This is a genomic window from Streptomyces sp. NPDC102283 (genome assembly GCF_044766265.1).
GTDB lineage: Bacteria > Actinomycetota > Actinomycetes > Streptomycetales > Streptomycetaceae > Streptomyces.
Window position 1 is genome coordinate 900323 of record NZ_JBIWLQ010000001.1, and the last position, 19722, is coordinate 920044.

15 protein-coding genes are annotated in these 19722 nt (G+C 69.5%); 6 read left to right on the forward strand and 9 right to left on the reverse strand.

The features are described from left to right. Positions 1 to 200: 200 nt before the first annotated feature. Positions 201 to 1145: a helix-turn-helix domain-containing protein gene (locus tag ACIRJT_RS04260; RefSeq protein ID WP_403904193.1), complete on the forward strand. Its 945-nt coding sequence runs from the start codon at positions 201 to 203 to the stop codon at positions 1143 to 1145. Positions 1146 to 1266: 121 nt separating this feature from the next. Here the strand turns inward: ACIRJT_RS04260 and ACIRJT_RS04265 are convergent, their stop codons facing one another. From ACIRJT_RS04265 to ACIRJT_RS04275, 3 genes are all read right to left on the reverse strand, one after another. Next, the gene (locus tag ACIRJT_RS04265) at positions 1267 to 1689 is read right to left on the reverse strand and encodes a DUF6281 family protein (protein ID WP_403904196.1); all 423 of its coding nucleotides are present in this window, start codon (positions 1687 to 1689) and stop codon (positions 1267 to 1269) included. Between the two features lie 223 nt (positions 1690 to 1912). Then, positions 1913 to 2110: a hypothetical protein gene (locus ACIRJT_RS04270; RefSeq protein ID WP_403904198.1), complete on the reverse strand. Its 198-nt coding sequence runs from the start codon at positions 2108 to 2110 to the stop codon at positions 1913 to 1915. A gap of 44 nt (positions 2111 to 2154) precedes the next feature. Then, a complete protein-coding gene (locus ACIRJT_RS04275) occupies positions 2155 to 2376 on the reverse strand; it encodes a hypothetical protein (protein WP_403904201.1) in 222 nt (73 codons plus the stop codon). Positions 2377 to 2989: 613 nt separating this feature from the next. Between ACIRJT_RS04275 and ACIRJT_RS04280 the strand changes: the two genes are divergently transcribed. Continuing rightward, entirely contained in the window at positions 2990 to 3640 is a 651-nt protein-coding gene (locus ACIRJT_RS04280; RefSeq protein WP_403904204.1) for a GNAT family N-acetyltransferase, read from the forward strand. 69 nt (positions 3641 to 3709) lie between these two features. Here the strand turns inward: ACIRJT_RS04280 and ACIRJT_RS04285 are convergent, their stop codons facing one another. From ACIRJT_RS04285 to ACIRJT_RS04305, 5 genes are all read right to left on the reverse strand, one after another. After that, positions 3710 to 5170: a glucoamylase family protein gene (locus ACIRJT_RS04285; RefSeq protein WP_403904206.1), complete on the reverse strand. Its 1461-nt coding sequence runs from the start codon at positions 5168 to 5170 to the stop codon at positions 3710 to 3712. A gap of 279 nt (positions 5171 to 5449) precedes the next feature. Next, positions 5450 to 6670 carry a glycoside hydrolase family 1 protein gene (locus ACIRJT_RS04290; RefSeq protein ID WP_403904209.1) on the reverse strand — a complete coding sequence of 407 codons (1221 nt, stop codon included), beginning with the start codon at positions 6668 to 6670 and terminating at the stop codon, positions 5450 to 5452. 97 nt (positions 6671 to 6767) lie between these two features. Then, entirely contained in the window at positions 6768 to 7649 is an 882-nt protein-coding gene (locus ACIRJT_RS04295) for a carbohydrate ABC transporter permease (protein WP_403904211.1), read from the reverse strand. After that, on the reverse strand, positions 7646 to 8617 hold the full coding sequence (locus ACIRJT_RS04300; RefSeq protein WP_403904214.1) for a carbohydrate ABC transporter permease: 972 nt from the start codon (positions 8615 to 8617) through the stop codon (positions 7646 to 7648). Before ACIRJT_RS04300 ends, ACIRJT_RS04295 begins: the two co-directional genes overlap by 4 nt. A 2-nt stretch (positions 8618 to 8619) precedes the next feature. Continuing rightward, the gene (locus ACIRJT_RS04305) at positions 8620 to 9867 is read right to left on the reverse strand and encodes a sugar ABC transporter substrate-binding protein (protein WP_403904216.1); all 1248 of its coding nucleotides are present in this window, start codon (positions 9865 to 9867) and stop codon (positions 8620 to 8622) included. Between the two features lie 264 nt (positions 9868 to 10131). Between ACIRJT_RS04305 and ACIRJT_RS04310 the strand changes: the two genes are divergently transcribed. Beyond that, positions 10132 to 11145: an acetylxylan esterase gene (locus tag ACIRJT_RS04310; protein WP_403904219.1), complete on the forward strand. Its 1014-nt coding sequence runs from the start codon at positions 10132 to 10134 to the stop codon at positions 11143 to 11145. 114 nt (positions 11146 to 11259) lie between these two features. Here the strand turns inward: ACIRJT_RS04310 and ACIRJT_RS04315 are convergent, their stop codons facing one another. Next, positions 11260 to 12330 (reverse strand): LacI family DNA-binding transcriptional regulator, encoded by a 1071-nt coding sequence (locus ACIRJT_RS04315; protein WP_403904222.1) that lies wholly within the window; start codon positions 12328 to 12330, stop codon positions 11260 to 11262. A 380-nt stretch (positions 12331 to 12710) separates the two neighbouring features. Here ACIRJT_RS04315 and ACIRJT_RS04320 point away from each other — a divergent pair, with 380 nt between their 5' ends. The 3 genes from ACIRJT_RS04320 to ACIRJT_RS04330 all read left to right on the forward strand — a co-directional run bounded on the left by ACIRJT_RS04320 (position 12711) and on the right by ACIRJT_RS04330 (position 19676). Further along, entirely contained in the window at positions 12711 to 15134 is a 2424-nt protein-coding gene (locus ACIRJT_RS04320) for an ABC transporter substrate-binding protein (protein WP_403904225.1), read from the forward strand. Between the two features lie 376 nt (positions 15135 to 15510). Next, entirely contained in the window at positions 15511 to 17385 is a 1875-nt protein-coding gene (gene typA / locus ACIRJT_RS04325) for a translational GTPase TypA (protein ID WP_215107212.1), read from the forward strand. Between the two features lie 671 nt (positions 17386 to 18056). Continuing rightward, positions 18057 to 19676 (forward strand): ABC transporter substrate-binding protein, encoded by a 1620-nt coding sequence (locus tag ACIRJT_RS04330; RefSeq protein WP_403904228.1) that lies wholly within the window; start codon positions 18057 to 18059, stop codon positions 19674 to 19676. The last annotated feature ends 46 nt before the right edge of the window (positions 19677 to 19722 follow it).

The window sequence follows — 19722 nt, forward strand, 5'->3', positions numbered from 1 at the left end:
GCGGCACCGACCAGGTCCGGACGGCTTCCGGCCGGGGTGACGGAACAGATGCTCGCGCTGGGAGGGGAACGCCGGTAGAGCGGTGGGAACGGTTGGGACATGATGGGAATCGGGACACGTCAACAGGCCCTGCACCCAGGGGATACAGCGTGGGAGGACGAGTGGTGGCGGGACAGGCTGGGAGACCCAGGAGCGGGACGGTGCCCGGAGAGGCCGCCCTTCTGACCGAGCAACTGCGGCTGCTGCGGCGGCGCCACGGAATGACCCTGGCCACGCTCGCCCACCGGACGAGCTACAGCAAGTCGTCGTGGGGGCGGTACCTCAGCGGCAAGGCGCTTCCGCCCCGGCAGGCGGTACGGGAGTTCGCCCAGGCGATCTCGGTGAAGCCCGACCGCCTGCTTCTCCTGTTGGAGATCGCCGAGCGCGGCCAGTCGCAGCCGGAGCCAAAGACTCCGGAGGGCGCCGGCTCCGAAGTACCTCCGGTAGCCGCCCAGGATCCCAGGACCGGTCCCGAGCCCGAGCCGGTCCCGAGCGCGGAGGCCTCCGCGGCCCCGGAGACGGAATCGCCCGGGGCGCGGCCGCCGGAGCCGCGAACCACCCCCGCCCCTGCCTCCGCCCCCGAGCCCCGGCGGCGTCGGCGCTGGGGTCGACGCTGGGGCCTCATCGTCGGGGTCGCGACCGGCGTGGGGATGGCCACGGGACTGCTCGCGGGCATGCTCATCGGCGCCCCGGCGAGCCAGGGGGAGCCGAAGCCCCGAGGCAGTTCCGCGAAGTGCACTGGTTTCGAGTGCCGGAACAAGGACGCCCAGGGCATGGAGTGCCACATAGGGGTGTGGACCGCGGCGGCGGAGAAGGTCGACGAGGTCCACCTGGAGCTGCGCTACAGCCCCCGCTGCGGAGCCGCGTGGGCCAGGATCACCGAGGGCAGGGTCGGGGACACGGCGCGGGTCGAGGGGCAGCACGACCACTCGGCCGCACGCGCGATCACGTACGACCGGGACACCTACTCACCCATGGTCGAAGCCCCCTACCCGGCTGCCGCTCGGGCCTGCGTGGTCATCAAGGACGGGGGCAAGGAAGTCTGCACCGCGCACGGCGGCGCCTCGCCCCTGCCCGCCGCGGTCACCGACGAGCGCAAACCGTAGCCACCGGCGATCCCGCGTCCGGGGCAGGAGGAGCCACCCGTCCTCGGCGGGTGCCTGCAGGACGGCACCCCGCGCCCACCCGCTCCTCATGACAGGAGAGCACTCCGCCCGCGGACGCGGCTCACATGGTGGCCGTGTCCAGTTCCTGGGCCTCGATCAGTTTCCGTAGCTCCGGCAGGGTCTTCTTCGACGCCTCCTCGATGTAGAGGGTTCCGCCGGCCGGATGGTCCACGGTCACGGCGTGGACAGGGTCCACACCCTCGATCGCGTACACGGTTACCGGCTCCGACGTCGGCTTCCGGACACCTTCGTTGGGAGTGTCGTCACATCCAGGGACGACTCCTGTGCCCAGCCGTCTGCCCGCCCTGACGCCGTCGCCGTCGTCTTCGTCATGGGGATGGAGCGCGTGGCCGAAATAGGTGTGACCCTCGTACGTGAGCAGCGCGGCGCAGGAACCGCTCGCACCATCTTGCGTGGTGCCCGCCCCAGCACAGGACGTGGACATGATCAGGGCCGCCGCCACGAGCGCCCCCCGCACACTCACGGACCGCGCGAACCTTCCGCGCACCGTCCGACCGACCGTCTGCTCGCCCGTCATGAATCGACCTCCCTCAGCTGCCGCTCCCTGCGGCCTGCCGCACCTTCGACGCCACAAGGCCGCGAAAGGTTCGCTCGGTTCTCCCACGGCACGACGAGAGCCCCACGTAGTTGAACGGCCGGATCGTCACACCGGTCCCGCCTGACCAGGACACCTCGGCGAGATCATGCTACGAGCTCTGTGCGGACTTCCTTCCGGACCTGTACATCAGCGCTCCGACGACCAGGAAAACAGCGGGAGCGGCCATGACCGGAACGAACTTCGCGCCATTGACCAGCAGGACGACGACTGATATCACCATGACCGCAGTCAGGGCGAGTATCAGGAGCCCGAAGACCTTGCTTATGGTTGCCTTCTCGTTGGTCATGCGGCGATCCCGTCCTGGTCATTTCGCGCCGAATTGACTGTCTGTCAAGAGCGCCCATTCTTCCCTCTTTGAATGAAAAAGCAGCCAATGATGGAAATGCATCCGATGATCCCCAGCAGTCCCCACCCTCCGCTGTTGCCGGAAGCGATCAGAAAAACGGAAAGGGCGATACCTATGACGGCGAATGCGGCTGCGAACTGGACGTACCGCTTGACGAGGGCGCGCTGCTCCATCGTCCATCCGACGTGCGGCTCTGGCATCTTCATTCCCTTCGTGTGCCCGAGGGAGAGGGCGGAAGCCCCCTCGGGATCTGCTGGACGCCTTTTCCCGAGCCTTGGCCGCGTAGATATCAATGTCCTCTCACGGCCTGATGCTCCTCCTGCGCGTGCTTCCGCAAGCACAGGAAAGCGATGACGGTACCGAACACGATGAATTCACCTATGGCCAGACAGAATGACCAGGGTGACCCATCGGGTCGATTTCCTGCAGAAGGCGGAATCTCCTGCATCGCCGCCTGTTCCTTCTTCGGACACGGGTCATGGAGTTCAGCGTGCCCCCGGGTTCGCTGTTGAATCCCGTGCCCGATCCGGCCGTTGAGTGAGGTGGCGGACAGGCCGAAGGGTCCGATCTGGAGGAAGGCGCCGCGCAGGGCCGAAGCGGTTCGGCCTGACCATCGCGCGGCGTGGGAGAATGCCTGGAAGCGGCGTGCGACCTCCGGAAGTCAGGAAGCCGCCCGAAGCGCACGCGGGTTGGCCACGGGCTCCCCGGCCCGTGGGCGCGAATATCGCGCGACACGATGCGACGACTCTGCAACGCTGCCGCCCGGGGCCTTCCGGCCCGGGCAGGCGCGACGTGAGACGGCACAGGGATGGGCGATCGATGACTTTCACGCTGGAGGGGCCGGTTCTGGAGGGCACGCGCGTGCGGCTGGAGCCACTGGGGCAGCGGCACGCGGCCGGCCTGGCCGAGGCGGCCGAGGAGGACCGGAGTTCGTACCGGTTCACCTGGGTGCCCACCACCGCGGAGGTCGAGGAGTACGTCGACATCCAGCTCGGCCGCGCGGACGCCGGGAAGATGGCCCCGTACGCCCAGGTGGACCCGGCGTCGGGAAGGGTCCTGGGCGCTACCGCGTACTGGGATCCGCGGGCGTGGCCGGACCGCGACGGTCTGTACGCGATCGAAGTCGGATTCACCTGGCTCGCCGCGTCGGCTCAGGGCACCGGGGCGAACATCGAGGCCAAGTACCTCATGTTCCGGCACGCGTTCGAGACGTGGGGCGTGGCACGGGTCGACCTGAAGACGGACGCACGCAACGGCCGCTCCCGGGCGGCCATCGAAGCGACGGGTGCCCGGTTCGAGGGCGTGCTGCGGAACTGGTCCCGCTCCTGGGCTCCGGGCGAGGACGGCCGGCTGCGGGACTCCGCGATCTTCTCGATCACCGCGGAGGAGTGGCCGGACCGCCGGGTACGGCTCGAACAGCGCGTCGCTCGTGACCCCGCGCGCCGGCAGCCGGCCCCTGTGGCGCGGTAGCGCGCTGTCGTCGGGCCGGCTGCCGGCGCCCGTCATGTCCTCCTCACGAAGAACAGATCGGCCGCGGCCTCAGATCGAGAACCGCTCCTTCGCCAGCAGCGGCCGCACCCGGGACCGGAAGCCGCCCGTGCGGAACGGCTGCTGGAGCAGGCCGGGGCGCAGCTCCTGGGCGAGGGCCGCGACGATCATTCCCTGGTCCAGGGCGAGCATGAAGTCGCTGACCCGGCCCGTGGACACGTTCACCGAGTCCCGGAAGCCGAGCCCGTCCTCGTACGCGCCGAAGTCCCGCTCCAGCGCCCGCAGGTTGGCCACCGCCTCCCGGCCCGCGTACGGCAGGGCCAGGAAGGAGGCGTGCGGGGTGACGACGCCGTTGGTGAACGCCGAGGGCGGCGGCAGGGGTTCGCCGTCCGTGGTGTGCGTGCGGTCGGTGTTGGAGGCGTAGCCGTCGACCGCCATGCCGAGCGCGTCGACCCCGTACTCCTGGTAGCCGTCCTCGGGGACGTTGGAGGGGGAGAAGCCCCAGTAGCCGTACTCCGCCTCCCGCAGGCCGTGGTCGATCTGGCCGCGTACGTAGCGGTGGTGGGTCACGGCCCACGCGCGCGGCGACCACTGCCGCTCCGGCACGAACAGCGGCACCATCAGCGCCTCGAACATCGAGCCGCCCCAGGTGGGGACCACCTTGCGGCCGCGGTGGGTGTAGTGCCCGTTCCAGACGCGTACGCCGTCGACCGTGACGTGACCGCCGCCCGGCTTCTGCTCCTGCTCGTGCTCCGGCAGCATCGTCCGCAGCAGGTGCCAGTAGTGGTCGCCGGGAAGGGAGCCGTCCGCGATGCCGAGGTAACTGGCCATGCGGGGCTCGGTGTTGAGCGCTCCGTAATGGTGCGGGGTCGGTTCGTCCGTGTCGGTCCACACGCCGCCGCGCAGCTGGCCGGGGCCCGCGACCGGGTCGGCCGGGTCGTAGGGGGTGTAGAAGTACGACCAGTCCGCCGTGGCGAGGATGCGGTGGATGCGCGGGCGCAGCGGGGGCGCGGCGTCGGCGGCTATCCGCAGGCCCGTCACCAGCCAGGCGTTGTCGACGGAGGACAGGAACGGGCGGACCGGATCGCCGGTGCCCGGCCACTGGGTGAGCACCGAACCGTCGTGCGCGTCGTACCAGTTGAGCCAGAAGCCGTGGTGGCGCTCCAGTTTCTCGACGGCGGCGACGGTTGCGGTCAGGGCCCGGATCATCGTGCTCTCGCGGATCACACCGAGGCCCGCGGCGGCGACCGTCGACCACAGGCCGCAGCCGATGTTGGTCGGCGAGGTCTGGGCGGACTGGACGGGGGCGCCGGGGCCGCTGAGGTCGATCTTGTCGGTGACGAGGCCGAAGTCGGTCGTCATCGCCTCGATCGAGCGGTACGTGTCGCGGAACCAGGTCTTCAAAAGGCGTGGGTCGGCGGGGGCGGCGACAGCCGCCGGGGCGGTTACGGCTCCGAGTGACAGGGCCGCGGCCCCGGTCCCTGCGGCGGTGAGAAACGTGCGACGGTCCATCGTTCCGGCTCCTGGTGGCAGAAGGGGGAGGGGAAGGGCAAGTCGTGGTGTTCGGCCGTGCGGGCGCGTGTGAAGTCGCGCGGGGATGCGGGGTCGTGCGGGGATGCGGGGTGTGCGGGCGCGTGTGAAGTCGCGCGGGGCATACGTGAAGTCGCGTCGGACGTCCGGGGGTTGGTGCCGGGGGGCCGGGGCCGGCGGTCGTCAGGATCCGCCGGCCCCCGGCCCCCCGAGGGAGCCGTCAGATGGCTCCCCGTACAGAGGGGCAGCCCCGGGGGTGAATCAGGCTGCCGTGCGCGGGAGTTCGCGGGTGCGGCCGAGTGAGCCCAGCCACTTCGCCGAGTCGCGCGGGGTGCGCTCGAAGGTCTCCCAGTCGATGGCGATCAATCCGAACGTGGCCCTGTACGTGCCCCATTCGTAGTTGTCCAGGGCGCTCCACGCCAGGTAGCCCCGGATGTCGATGCCGTCGGCCAGCGCGGAGGCGACCTCGTCCAGCGCGCCCGCGTAGTAGTCGACGCGGCGGCTGTCGTCGGCGGTGGCGATGCCGTTCTCCGTGACGATCAGCGGGACGTCGCCCACCACGGCGGCCGTGTGGCGCAGCGCCTCGCCGACCGCCGTCGGGTAGTACTCCCACGACGTCAGCGTCCGCTCGACGTCGTCGGCCGCCGGGATCGGTCCGTCGGGGCCGATCCGCGTACGGGTGTAGGACTGCACGCCGATCCAGTCGTCGCCGCGCGCCGCCTCGATGAAGACGTCCTCGCGCGGGTGGCGGTAGGCGGCGGTGACGTCCTCCGCGCCGGGGAGGGCCTGGTAGACCTGGTTGGCGATGGTCCAGCCGACCTGGATGCCCGCGTCCAGGGCCCGGACCTCCTTGACGGCCGCGTGGTGGGCGGCGATGACGGCGGCGGTCGTCTCGTCGTCGGGGGTGGGCAGGCCGGCGGGCGGGAAGCTGTTGTCGCCGCGCTTGGCCTGGCCCGCCATCACGGCGATCATGTTCGGCTCGTTGATCGTGCAGACGTGGCTGACGCCCTCGGAGATGACGGGGGCGCAGGCCGCCACGTACCGCGCGAACAGCTCCACCGCGCCCTCGGCCGTCCAGCCGCCGCGCGCCTCGAACCACTGCGGGACGGTGAAGTGGTGCAGGGTCACCATCGGGCGCAGGCCGCGCTCGATCGCTCCCTCCACCATCCGCCGGTAGTGGGCGAGCTGGGCGCGGGAGAAGCGGCCTTCGACCGGCTCGATGCGGGCCCACTCGATGGAGAAGCGGTAGTCGGTGAAGCCGAGGGAGGCCAGCAGGTCCATGTCCTCGGTCCAGCGGTGGTAGCTGTCACAGGCGTCCAGGCTCGGCTCCGCGATGTGGGTGCCGGCGGCGTGCTCCTTGATCCACCAGTCGCTGTCGGTGTTGTTGCCCTCGATCTGGTGGGCGGCCGTGGACGCGCCCCAGAGGAAGCCCTCGGGGAACGGGACGGGGGTCTTCTGGTCCGAAGCAGGGGTGTGGGTCATCGCGACATGTCTTTCTGGTGGTGGTGAGGGGTGTGGCCGCGCTCGGTGACAACGGGGTGGGGTGCGGCCTCGTACGTGAAGTGCCCGGGCGGACGCGTTACTTCATGCCCGCCGTGGCGATGCCCTGCGTGAAGTGCCGTTGCAGCGCGATGAAGACGATCAGCACCGGCAGCACGATCAGGAAGGCCCCGGCCATCAGCATCCCGTTGGATCCTCCGGCCTTGTTGGGGTCGGTGGCGAAGGTGGCCAGGGCCACCGGGAGGGTGTATTTGTCGGGGTCGTTGGTCGCGATCAGCGGCCAGACGAAGTTGTTCCACGAACCCAGGAACGTGAAGATCGACAGGGTCGCGAGGGCGGGCTTCACCAGCGGCATCACGATCCGCCAGAAGATGTACCACTCGCTCGCGCCGTCCATCCGGGCCGCTTCCAGCAGCTCGTCCGGGATCGACTGCATGAACTGGCGCATCAGGAAGACCCCGAAGGCCCCGGCGGCGAACGGCAGCACCAGACCCGCGTAGCTGTCGATCAGCTGGAGCTTGCTCATCAGCACGAACAGCGGCAGCAGCATCAGGTTGCCGGGCACCATCAGCGCGCCGAGCACCAGGCCGAAGACCTTGTTGCGGCCGACGAAGTTCAGCTTCGCCAGGGCGTAGCCGAGCATCGAGCAGAAGACCAGGTTCGAGACGGTCACCAGGACCGCCACGATCACCGAGTTCATGAAGTACAGCGGCAGGTCCAGCTTGTCGAGCAGCTGCCGGAAGTTCTCCAGGGTCCACTCGGTGGGGATCCACACCGGCGGGCTGGCCGACAGCTCGCTCTGCGTCTTGAAGGCGGAGAGCCCCATCCAGAGGAAGGGCGCCGACATGACCAGCAGGCCGAGCGAGAGCAGGGTGTAGACGACGGGGCGCGAGGCGCTCCGCTGCCTCGGGGCCCGGGACTTCAGCGGCTCGACCGGTGCCTTGCTGCTGGTGGCGCTCATTTCGTGTTGTCCTTCAGCAGTCGGAGCTGGAGCACCGTGATGCCCATGATCACCACGAAGAGGACGTACGCCATGGCGCTCGCGTAGCCCATGTGGAAGAAGTTGAACCCTTCGCGGTACATGTTCAGCGAGACCGTGAGGGTCGAGTCGGACGGACCGCCCTGGGTCATCACGAACGGCTCCTCGAACACGTTGAGGTAGCCGATGGTCGTGATCACGGTGGCGTAGAGGACGGTCGGGCGCAGGAGCGGGATCGTGATGCCCCGGAACTCCTGCCAGACGCTCGCTCCGTCGAGCTTCGCGGCCTCCCGCACCTCGGTGGGGATCGCCTGGAGGCCCGCGATGAACAGCACCATCACCGTGCCGACGTTCCGCCAGACCGCCATGACGATCAGCGACGGCATCGCCAGCGTCTCGGAGCCGAGGAAGTCCGGAGCCGTCCAGCCGACTTCGGAGAAGAGGCCCGCGATCAGGCCGTCGCTCGGATCGAGGACGAACCGCCAGACCACGGCCACCGCGACGATGGTGGTGACCACCGGGGCGTAGAAGCCGACCCGGAAGAAGGTCCGCGCCCGGTCGATGCCGTTGTTCAGCAGGACGGCGACGACCAGCCCGATGCCGATGGTCAGCGGCACGCCGACGACGACGAAGTACCCCGTGTTGAAGAGGGACTTGAGGAACTTCTCGTCGCCGAAGAGGTTGACGTAGTTCTCGAACCCGATGAAGTTCGCTTCCCACGGGCGCGTCACATTGCGCAGCCCGAAGTCCGTGAAGCTCATCACCAGCGTGGCGAGGATCGGGAACGCCATGAAGACGGTGAACAGGACGATGAACGGGGTGGAGAACAGCCAGCCCGCCGCGTTCTGCACGCCCATCGACGGCTTGCGGCCCCGACTGCCCCCGGTGGCCGGGGACGGTGCGGCCCCGGCCTTCCGGGGCCCTCGGGCCTTCTCGGTCGTGGTGCTCATGGCTACTGCTTCACGAGACCTTCGATCTCGGACTGCGCGGTCTTCAGCGCGTCCTCGGCGGAAGCCTTGCCCTGCGTCACCTTGGCGATGGCCTGGTCCACCTTGTCGGTGATCTCGGACCAGTTGGCCAGGGACGGCGAGGACTTGGCGGTGTCCATCTGCTTCTTGAAGGTCTGCAGGTCGGCGTCGTCGGCGAGCGTCCCGGACTCCCACGCGGAGGTGTTGGCGGGCAGGTCCTTCGTCCGCTCGTACCAGTCGGCCTGGCCCTTCGTGTCGGTCAGGTACGTGATGAACTCGGTGGCCGCGGCCTTGTGCTCGCTGTCCTTGGAGACGACGAGGGAGGAGCCGCCGGCCATGGAGGTGGAGGAGGCGTCCGCCGGAACGGGTGCGATGGCCCACTTGCCCTTGATCTGCGGCTGGCCCTCGTCGAGGAGCGTCACGTGCCAGGGGCCGCCGAAGAACATCGGGACCCGGCCGTTGCCGAAGTCCTTCACCACGTCGTAGCCGGGCTGCACGGACTTGTTGGAGAGGCCCTTGTCGAAGTACGAGCCGTACTCCTTCAGCGCCTTGACGGCCTCCGGGCTGTCGACGACGGCCTCGCCCTTGTCGTTGACGATCTCGCCGCCCGCCGAGTACAGGAAGGAGTAGAAGTTCTGCACGGTGTCCAGGCCGCTGGGCTGGATGGACAGCCCCCACTTCGTGCCGGCCTTCTCCTGGTACGCGGTCGCCAGGTCCTTCAGGCCCTTCCAGTCGGTCGGAGCCTCGGTGACGCCGGCCTTCTCGGCCAGGTCCGTGCGGTAGTAGAGGACCCGGGTGTCGACGTACCACGGCACGCCGTAGGCGGTGCCGTCCACCTCGCCCTGCTCCCAGCCCGCCGGGAAGAAGTCCTTCTTGTCGAAGACCTTGGTGTCCACCGGCTCCAGCACTCCGAGTTCGGAGAACTCGCCCAGGTAACTGCCGCCCATCTGCGCCACGTCGGGCAGAGTGCCCGCCGCCGCTGCCGAGACGAGCTTCTGGTGGGCGACGTCCCAGCCGATCGGGGTCACCTTCACCGTGATGTTCGGGTTGGCCTTCTCGTAGACCTCGGCCACGTCGGCGAGCTTCTCGCCCTCGGCCCCCATGGCCCACACGGTGAGCGTCTGCTTCTCGTCCGCCGCGACGTCGCCGCCGCCGGAGGAGCCGCAGGCGGAAAGGGTCACGGCGAGCGCGAGCGCTATGCCGGCGGGAGCGGTTCTGGCGATGCGGGACATGGGAGGGCTCCTCCTTGAGCAATCCGGATGCTGCGCGATGTATGCGCTGCCTGTAAGCGCATACATCACTCTGCGCCAGTCGTTCGGGAATCCGCAAGAGGGTGCTGGGTCACACTCGTGCAACGCGCTCGACATCCTGGCGCCTTGTAGTCGAACCGTAAACGCACTGTTTGTGGAAGAACAGGCGATGTGACCGATTCGTCGTCGGGGGCGACGCCCGGGGGCACGCGCGGCGTCGATGTGGTCGGCGTCTACCCTCGCGGCATGGCCTCATCCGTCGCCTTCTCCCACGACTTCCCGTTCGATCCGGCCTACGGGTACGACGCGCCGGACGCCCTGCTGGGCGTCCCCGCCCCGTCCGCCCCCGGCGACTTCGACGCCTTCTGGCGGGGCCGGTTCGCGCGAGCCCGCGCCGTCGACACGCGGCCGGTCCTCGGCCCGGTCGAGGAGGAGCGCGACGGCCTCCGGATCCACGGCGTGACCTACACCTCCGTGGGCGGCGTCCGGCTCGGCGGCTGGCTCGCCCTGCCCGCCGAGGGGCCCGTGCGGTACGGATTCGTCGTCGGGCACGGTTACGGCGGCCGCCAGGAGCCCGGCCGCGACCTGCCGGCGCCGCTGCCCGGGGCCGCCGTGATCCTGCCGTGCGTACGGGGCATGGGGGAGCGGGGCCGGGTCCACTCCATCCCGGACCTGGCCGACGCGCACGTCCTGCACGGCATCGGCTCCCGCGAGTCGTACGTCATCGGCGACTGCGCGGCCGACCTGTGGTGCGCCGCCTCCGTGCTCACCGCGCTGGTACCGGAACTGGCGGAGGCCGGGCAGCCCGGCGGGCCCCGCCTCGGCTATCTGGGCGAGAGCTTCGGCGGCGGGCTCGGGGCCCTCGCGCTGCCCTGGGACGACCGCTTCGGCGCGGCCCAGCTCACGGTCCCCACCTTCGGCAACCACCCGCTGCGGCTGCCCCTGCCCTGCGCGGGCAGCGGCGAGGCGGTCCGGGCACACCAGCGCGAGCACCCCGAGGTCACGGAGGTCCTCCGCTACTTCGACGCGGCGACCGCGGCGACCCGGCTGACGCTGCCCACGCTGGTCGCGGCGGCGCTGTTCGACCCGTCCGTGCCGCCGCCGGGGCAGTTCGCCGTGTACAACGCGCTGGCCGGCGAGCGTGAACTCCAGGTGCTGAAGGCGGGGCACTTCGCGTACCGGGGCATGACGGCCGAGGCGGCGGAGCTGGCCGCGAACCGGACGCGGTTCTTCGGGGAGCGGCTGACGGCGGTCGGTTGATGGGGGATGGGCTGTCCGCGGTCGGTCGACGGCGGTCGGCTGCGGGGTGAGCCGCCGGAGCCCACGCGCCGGGCCGCCCGTCCGGGGCGGGGCGCCGGCGGGCTGTCGGTCGGCTCAGCCGCAGCCGCAGCTCGCGCGGCGGGTCACGGAGACCGGCAGCTCCAGCGAGACCGGGGCACGGCCCGGGTCCGCCAGGCGTTGCACGAGCAGCTCGACCGCCTGCTCGCCCAGGTGCCGGATCGGCTGGCGGACGGTCGTCAGGGGCGGGCGGACGATCCGGCTCAGCGGGATCCCGTCGAACCCGGTCACGGCGATGTCCTCGGGCACCCGCACCCCGCGCCGCTCCAGTGCCTGGAGCGCGCCGACCGCCATCTGGTCGTTGGCGAACAGCATCGCCTCCGGCCGCTCCACCCCCGTACCCTCCGACCGGTCCAGCAGGGTGCCCGCCGCCAGCGCGCCCTCGGCCTGCGTCATCATCCCGGCGCGCAGCTCCGGCCGGGAGGGCACCGGAAGGCCCGCGTCCCGACAACCCTCCTGGAAGCCCCGGAACCGGGCCTGGGCGTCCGGTGAATCCTCCTCGCCGCCGATGAACGCGAGCCTGCGCAGCCCGTGGTCCTCGATCAGGTGGCGGGTCAGTTCGCGTTCGCCCTCGGCGTTGGCCACCACGATGTGGTCCAGGTGGTCGATCTCGCGCGGTCCGGAGAGCATCACCACGGGCAGTCGGCGCGATATCACCTCCAGATCCTCGGTCGGCACGGTCCGCGCCAGTACGGCGAACCCGTCGACCCGCCCCGCGATCTTCGCCACCAGGCTCTCCGGCCCGCCGTCCAGCGCGGCGGCGATCAGCAGGGCGTAGCCGTGCCGCCGGGCCGCCCGCTCCATGCCCCGGATGATCTGGTCGGAGTAGAGCATGACGGCCTGGTCGTCGTCCGCGTCGCTCGCGGCGGCGGAGATCTCGGCGTCCTGGTCCGCGAAGTCGGGGAAGCACAGCCCGAGCACGCCCGTCGTCCGGCTCGCCAGGCCCCGGGCGCTGCCGGAGGGTACGTACCCCAGCTCACGGGCCGCCTCCATGACCTTCTCGCGGGTCTGGGCGCGTACGGAATCGGGGTTCCGGTAGACCCGGGAGACCGTGGCAATGGAGACGCCCGACCGCTCGGCGACGTCGTACACCGTGGGGGCGCTCACTCGACCGACCGTCCGCTTCTTCTTTCGTAGCGCCGCGCCTGGCGCGTGTGCTGGTACCGGGCCGGCGGCTCGCTCGCCCGCCGATGCGATCACGATGCCCGTGAAAGCGCATTCACCCTAGATCGTGGGCCGCGGGGGGAGCAAGGCCGCCCGGAGTCGCGCCGCACGTGCGTCGGGTGTCGGACGGCCCTCGGGAGCGAAACGTTCCTCCGGCCGGGTGAGCTTGCGCCCGCCGCCCGCCGTGTCTGCGCCCCCTCGCGCGAGGGGGCGTTTCAGTGGACGGAAGGAATCAGTGTGATCAACTGCAAATGACACCACATACGTACTATCCGGACCATTCCGGTACGGGGTGGTCCGGTCCGGCCCCGGAGGTATCAGCCATGTCCCACGTCGGCGTCCCGCGCGGGACGGTTCGAAAGCGCCGATCGCTCGCGCTCCTCACGGCAGGCGTGCTCACGATCCCGGCGCTGGCGGGCTGCAGCTCCGACGGCGAGGAGACCTCCCGGGGCGTGCCCCAGGACATCGCACCCGCCGCCCGCCAGGCGGTCGCCGACGGTTCGACGGTGAACTGGGCGGTCGACGCGCTGCCCGCCACCTTCAACGCCTTCCAGGCGGACGCGGACAACGCCACCACCCGGATCACCCAAGCCCTGCTCCCGACGCTCTTCCCGATGGACGAGTCCGGGCAGCCGAAGCTCAACCCGGACTACCTGGAGTCCGCGAAGATCATCGAGCGCGAGCCGAAGCAGGTCGTGCTCTACAAGCTCGACCAACAGGCGGTGTGGAGCGACGGCCGGGAGATCGGGGCCCCCGACTTCGTCGCCCAGTGGCGGGCGCTCAGGGGCAAGGACTCCGCGTTCTGGACCGCCCGCAACTCCGGCTACGAGCGGATCGACAAGATCGAGCGGGGCGCGGACGACCTCCAGGTGCGGGTCACGTTCTCCAAGCCGTACGCGGACTGGCGCTCGCTCTTCTCGCCGCTCTACCCGAAGGAGATCACCGGCACGCCGGACGCCTTCAACGACGGCGCGCGCACCACCCTGAAGAACACCGCCGGGCCCTTCGTCCTGCGCGGCGTCAGCAAGTCCAAGGGCACCGTCACCCTGGCCCGCAACCCGCGCTGGTGGGGCGACAAGGCCAAGCTGGACACCCTCGTCTTCCGGGCGGTCGCCCCCGAGGACCGCACCGAGGCCCTCGCCGACGGCACGGTGGACGTCGCCGACATCGACGCGGCCACCGCCGACCGCATCACGCTCGCCCGCCGCGACCGGGGCAACAACGGCCAGCCGCTCGCCCACGGCCCGGGCTCCGAGACCACGCCCGCCGCGGCCTTGCGCTCCTGGGCCCTGGCGCACGGCTCCGACGAGGAGGCCGCGGAGATCGCGCAGGCCGCCCGGGAGAAGAACCGCACGGCCGTCGTCGCGTACACCGCGGAGCAGAAGGCCCTGCGCGACGTCGCCGTCCGCAAGTCCCTGGAGCCCGCCTACACCCAGCTCGCGCTGAACGGCGAGTCCGGCCCCCTCGCCGACGACCGGGTGCGGCGGGCGGTGGCCCGTGCCCTGGACCGCGAGGAGTTGGCCCGGACGGTGCTGGGGCCGCTGGGCCTTCCGGCGAAGCCGCTCGGCAGCCACCTCGCCCTGGAGGGACAGCCCGGCTACAAGGACGGCAGCGGGGCGCTCGGCGATCAGAACACCAAGGAGGCCCAGGCCCTGCTGGCGGACGCCGGCTGGACGCGGGGCGGCGCGGCGCAGCCGCCCAAGGACACCAAGGCGGGCAGCGAGGCGGAGAAGAAGGGAGACGAGGAGGGCGAGGGCGACAAGAGCGCCGAGGAGGATGGGAGCGACGCCGGGGACACGAAGAGCGAGAAGGCCGAACAGGACGCCGAGAAGAAGGCGGAGAAGGACGGCGAGGGCTCCGCGGCCGAGCGCGAGAAGGCCGACCGGGCCTCCGAGGACAGCGCGGCCTCCCGCGACGAGGGCCTCTACATCGTCGGCCAGGACGACAAGCCCGGCTCCCACGCCCCCGCGCAGGCCGTCTCCACCGGTGGAGCCTTTGCCGTCCACGTCCTGGCCCCCGCCCGAACGGCCGCCGGCCAGAGCGCCGCCCTGCTCCGGCAGGCAGGCGCCCTCGGCGAGGACGGCGCCGTCGCCGCCCAGGACAAGCAGCCCGGGGGAGCCGCCGGAGCGTACGCCCCCGTCGGCACCGCCGCACCGGCGCCCGCCGCGGCCAAGGGGCAGCTCGGCAAGGACGGCAAGGCGCTGACCCTGCGCTTCGTGCTCCCCTCCGGGCCGGGCTCCCAGTCGTTGCGCAGCGTCGGCGACAAGATCGCGGTGATGCTGGAGAAGATCGGCATCGGCACGGAGATCATCAAGGTCCCCGACGAGAGCTACTTCAAGGACCACGTCGCCTCCGGCGTCTACGACCTGGCGCTCTACTCCTGGCCCGCCACCGCCTACCCGGCCACCGACGGCCGCCCGATCTACGCCAAGCCGGAGCCCGCCACCGACGGGTCGCTCCTCGTGGAGCAGAACTACACCCGGGTCGGCACCGACCACATCGACCAGCTCTTCGACCAGGCCGCCGCCGAACTCGACGAGAAAGCCGCACGGGAGCTGATGAAGCAGGCGGACGCCCGGATCTGGGCCGCCGCCGGTTCGATTCCGCTCTTCCAGCGCCCGCAGCTGGTCGCGGTCGACAAGAAGCTCGCGAACGTCGGGGCGTTCGGCTTCGCGGCCCCCCGGTACCAGGACATCGGGTTCAAGAACCGGCAAGCGGCAGGTTCCTCCGCAGACCGCAAGAAGTAGCCGTCAAATACCACACCCCCGCGCCGCCAAGCTCAGATGCACCTCAAAACCCTTGCCCGCCGGTTCGCCCGGCGGGCAGTGTGGTTTCTGCCCTGACCCGGGCCGTTCATCGCGTCACCGCTCCTCACCCCCCCACAGCTCCACCACAGCTCCGCCTGGATCCGGCCACGCAAATGGCCCGGCAGCACCTTGACAGCGGCTGAATATCGCCTGAATCACACGGGAAGACCGCGTCCGCGGATCGGTCCGGGAAGCCCGGTGGGCCCCGGGCCCGTACGATGGGACGAGCCGTGGCGTGCCGCCCGGCGGGCGTACGAGGACTCGAAGACCGACTGAGACGCCTGATCCCACGATCCGAGAGAAGCGCAAGCCACCCATGCCCACGCGCCACGACATCCGTAACGTAGCCATCGTCGCCCACGTCGACCACGGCAAGACCACGCTGGTCGACGCCATGCTCAAGCAGGCCGGAGCGTTCGCCGCCCACGCCGCCGAGCACCTCGACGACCGCATGATGGACTCGAACGACCTGGAGCGTGAGAAGGGCATCACGATCCTGGCCAAGAACACGGCCGTCAAGTACCACCCGAAGGATGGCGGCGACGTCATCACCATCAACATCATCGACACCCCTGGCCACGCCGACTTCGGCGGCGAGGTCGAGCGCGGTCTGTCGATGGTGGACGCGGTCGTGCTGCTCGTCGACGCCTCGGAGGGCCCGCTCCCGCAGACCCGGTTCGTGCTCCGCAAGGCGCTCACGGCCAGGCTGCCGGTCATCCTCTGCATCAACAAGACCGACCGTCCGGACTCCCGGATCGCCGAGGTCATCGACGAGACGTACGACCTGTTCCTGGATCTGGACGCCGACGAGGACCAGATCGAGTTCCCGATCGTCTACGCCTGCGCCCGTGACGGCGTCGCCTCGCTGACGAAGCCCGAGGACGGCACCGTCCCGCCGGACAGCGACAGCCTGGAGCCGTTCTTCAGCACGATCCTCTCCACGGTTCCGGCCCCGGAGTTCGACGCGGACGCGCCGCTCCAGGCCCACGTCACCAACCTGGACGCCGACAACTTCCTCGGCCGTATCGCGCTCTGCCGCGTCGAGCAGGGCGAGCTGCGCAAGGGCCAGACGGTCACCTGGATCAAGCGTGACGGCACCATGTCCAACGTCCGCATCACCGAGCTGATGATGACCGAGGCGCTCACCCGCAAGCCGGCCGAGATGGCGGGCCCGGGGGACATCTGCGCCATCGCCGGCATCCCGGACATCATGATCGGCGAGACCCTGGCCGACCCCGAGAACCCGATCGCGCTGCCGCTGATCACGGTCGACGAGCCCGCGATCTCGATGACCATCGGCGCCAACACCTCGCCGCTGGTCGGCAAGGGCGGCAAGGGCCACAAGGTCACGGCCCGCCAGATCAAGGACCGCCTCGATCGCGAGCTGGTCGGTAACGTCTCGCTGCGCGTCCTGGACACCGAGCGCCCCGACGCCTGGGAGGTCCAGGGCCGCGGTGAGCTCGCGCTCGCCATCCTGGTCGAGCAGATGCGCCGTGAAGGCTTCGAGCTGACGGTCGGCAAGCCGGAGGTCGTCACCAAGCAGATCGACGGCAAGACGCACGAGCCGATCGAGCGCATGACCATCGACTCGCCCGAGGAGCACCTCGGCGCCATCACGCAGCTGATGGCGACCCGCAAGGGCCGTATGGAGACGATGACGAACCACGGTTCGGGCTGGGTCCGCATGGAGTGGATCGTTCCGTCCCGCGGCCTCATCGGCTTCCGTACGGAGTTCCTGACGCAGACCCGTGGTACGGGCATCGCGCACTCGATCTTCGAGGGCCACGAGCCGTGGTTCGGCGATCTGCGCACCCGTCACAACGGCTCGCTGGTCGCGGACCGTTCGGGTACGGTGACGCCGTTCGCGATGGTCAACCTCCAGGAGCGCGGTGTCATCTTCACCGAGGCCGGCACCGAGGTCTACGAGGGCATGATCATCGGCGAGAACTCCCGCGCCGACGACATGGACGTGAACATCACCAAGGAGAAGAAGCTCACCAACATGCGTGCGGCTTCCGCGGACACCACCGAGAACGTGGTGCCCGCGCGCAAGCTCTCCCTGGAGCAGTCCCTGGAGTTCTGCCGCGACGACGAGTGCATCGAGGTGACCCCGGAGACCGTGCGCATCCGCAAGGTCGTCCTGGACGCCAAGCAGCGTGGCCGCACCGCCTCGCGCGCCAAGAACGGCTGACGCCGGGCCCGTACACCGCTGGCACCGGGCCGAACGGCTCACGCCGGGCCGGCCCGTACACGGCTGACACGTGGCCCCATGGGCCTGAGGACCGCCCGGACGCCCCCCGAGGGCTTCCGGGCGGACCTGTGTGCCTCCTCCAGGGACTCGCCGGGGGCCAGGGAAGCCCAGGCGGTCCCAGGGCCCTGGGGGGCCTCCGAGCGGCCCGGAGTCGCACACTCCGTATGGGGAGGCGCTCCGCGATCCCCGGAGGCCCGCCGGACGGTCCGTCAGCAAGGGCATTGACAGAAGGCCCGGCCCACCACGGACACTGTGGTGGGCCGGGCCTTCGTCAATCTCTTTTTCTGACCAAGGTGTCCGGATATCGGGGGTCGCTCTCCGGAACATGTGTTAACAGTCCGTTTCGGGCGTGTCTGTCTGGGATCGCTTTGTCCGGATTTCGGGCACGCAGAGGGTGCTGATGTTGTCAAACCGAGACCCTTTAAGTGTGGTTTACAGCCCGGCCGTACCCAATAGTTGGCTCCATTGAGCTCGGGTCAATGGGTCACGCACTGTGGGGAGTGCCGACTCACGAGCACACTCGGGGCACTGAACGATCACCGTCAGGGGTGTCGGTGAATCTCTCCAGTGCCCCTCTTGTAGTCAAAAGTGGACTCATGAGGAGGAAACCCATGCGCGGTGCCAAGAGCGCCAAGTGGGTCGCGGGAGCGGCCGTCATCGCCCTGGCCGCGACTGCCTGTGGCGGAAGCGACAGCAGCGACGGTGGCAAGAAGAACACGTCGGGCCAGCCCGCCGGATACGTCTCGATCGACGTCGGTGAGCCCCAGAAGCCTCTGATGCCGGCCGACACGAACGAGAGCAACGGCTCCTACGTCATCCAGTCGCTGTTCACCCAGCTGCTGGACTTCGACGACAAGGGCGAGATCGTTCTCACGAACGCCGAGTCCGTCGAGACCGAGGACTCCAAGACGTGGACCGTCAAGCTCAAGGCCGGCTGGAAGTTCCACAACGGTGAGGCCGTGACCGCGCAGTCGTACATCGACGCGTGGAACTGGTACGCCAACGTCGACAACAAGCAGCAGAACGCGTTCTGGTTCTCCGACATCAAGGGCTACGAGGACGTCCACCCCGAGAAGGGTGCGGCCAAGTCCAAGGAGATGTCGGGCCTCAAGGCCGTGGACGACACCACGTTCACGATCGAGCTGAACAACAAGGTTCCGTACTTCAACTACAAGCTCGGTTACGCGACGTTCGCGCCGCTGCCCAAGGTCTTCTACGACGACCCGAAGGCGTTCGGCCAGAAGCCGATCGGCAACGGCCCGTACACGTTCGAGAAGTGGACCCACAAGAAGCTCATCCAGGTCAAGGCCTTCGAGGGGTACCAGGGTCCGAACAAGGCTGCCAACAAGGGCATCCAGTTCAAGAACTACTCGACCGTCGAGGCGGCCTACGCGGACGTCATCTCCGGCAACCTGGACATGATCCGCCAGGTCGGCCCGCGTGACCTCCCGAAGTACAAGACGGACCTCGGTGACGGCGCCATCGACCAGCCGTACGCGGCGATCCAGTCGCTGAACCCGGCGTTCTACTCGAAGACGTTCAAGGACATCGACCCCAAGGTCCTCCAGGGTCTGTCCATGGCGATCGACCGTGACACCATCACGAAGACCGTCCTGAACGGCACCCGCATCCCGGCGACGAGCTTCACGCCCCCGCAGGTCAAGGGCAACCAGACGCTCGACTCGGACATCCTGAAGTTCAACCCGGCCAAGGCCAAGGAGCTCATCGAGGCCGGCGGCGGTGTCCCGGAGAACAAGATCTCCATCCAGTACAACGCCGACGGTGGGCACAAGGAGTGGGTGACCGCTGTCTGCGAGTCCATCCGCAACGCCACCGGGGTCGAGTGCGTGGGCGACGCCAAGCCGGACTTCCCGACCGACCTCGAAGCGCGTGACAACGACGAGGTCAAGGGCTTCTACCGCGGTGGCTGGGTGGCCGACTACCCCGTCAACGTGAACTTCCTCAAGGAGCTCTACCACTCCAAGGCTGAGTCGAACAACGGTCGGTTCGCCGACAAGGAGATCGACGAGCTGATGGCGAAGGGTGACAAGGCCGACTCGCTCGAGGAGTCCGTCGCCGCCTACCAGGAGGTCGAGAAGGCCCTGGTGGACAAGATGCCCGCCATCCCGCTCTGGTACTACGCCATCAACGGCGGCCACGGCAAGAACGTCGACAACGTCAAGGTCGACTTCCACGGTGACCTCGAACTGACCGGCGTCACCACCAAGTAACGCCTGCGGGTCATTCCCCAACTGGCCGTCATCCGCCCGTGCTGCC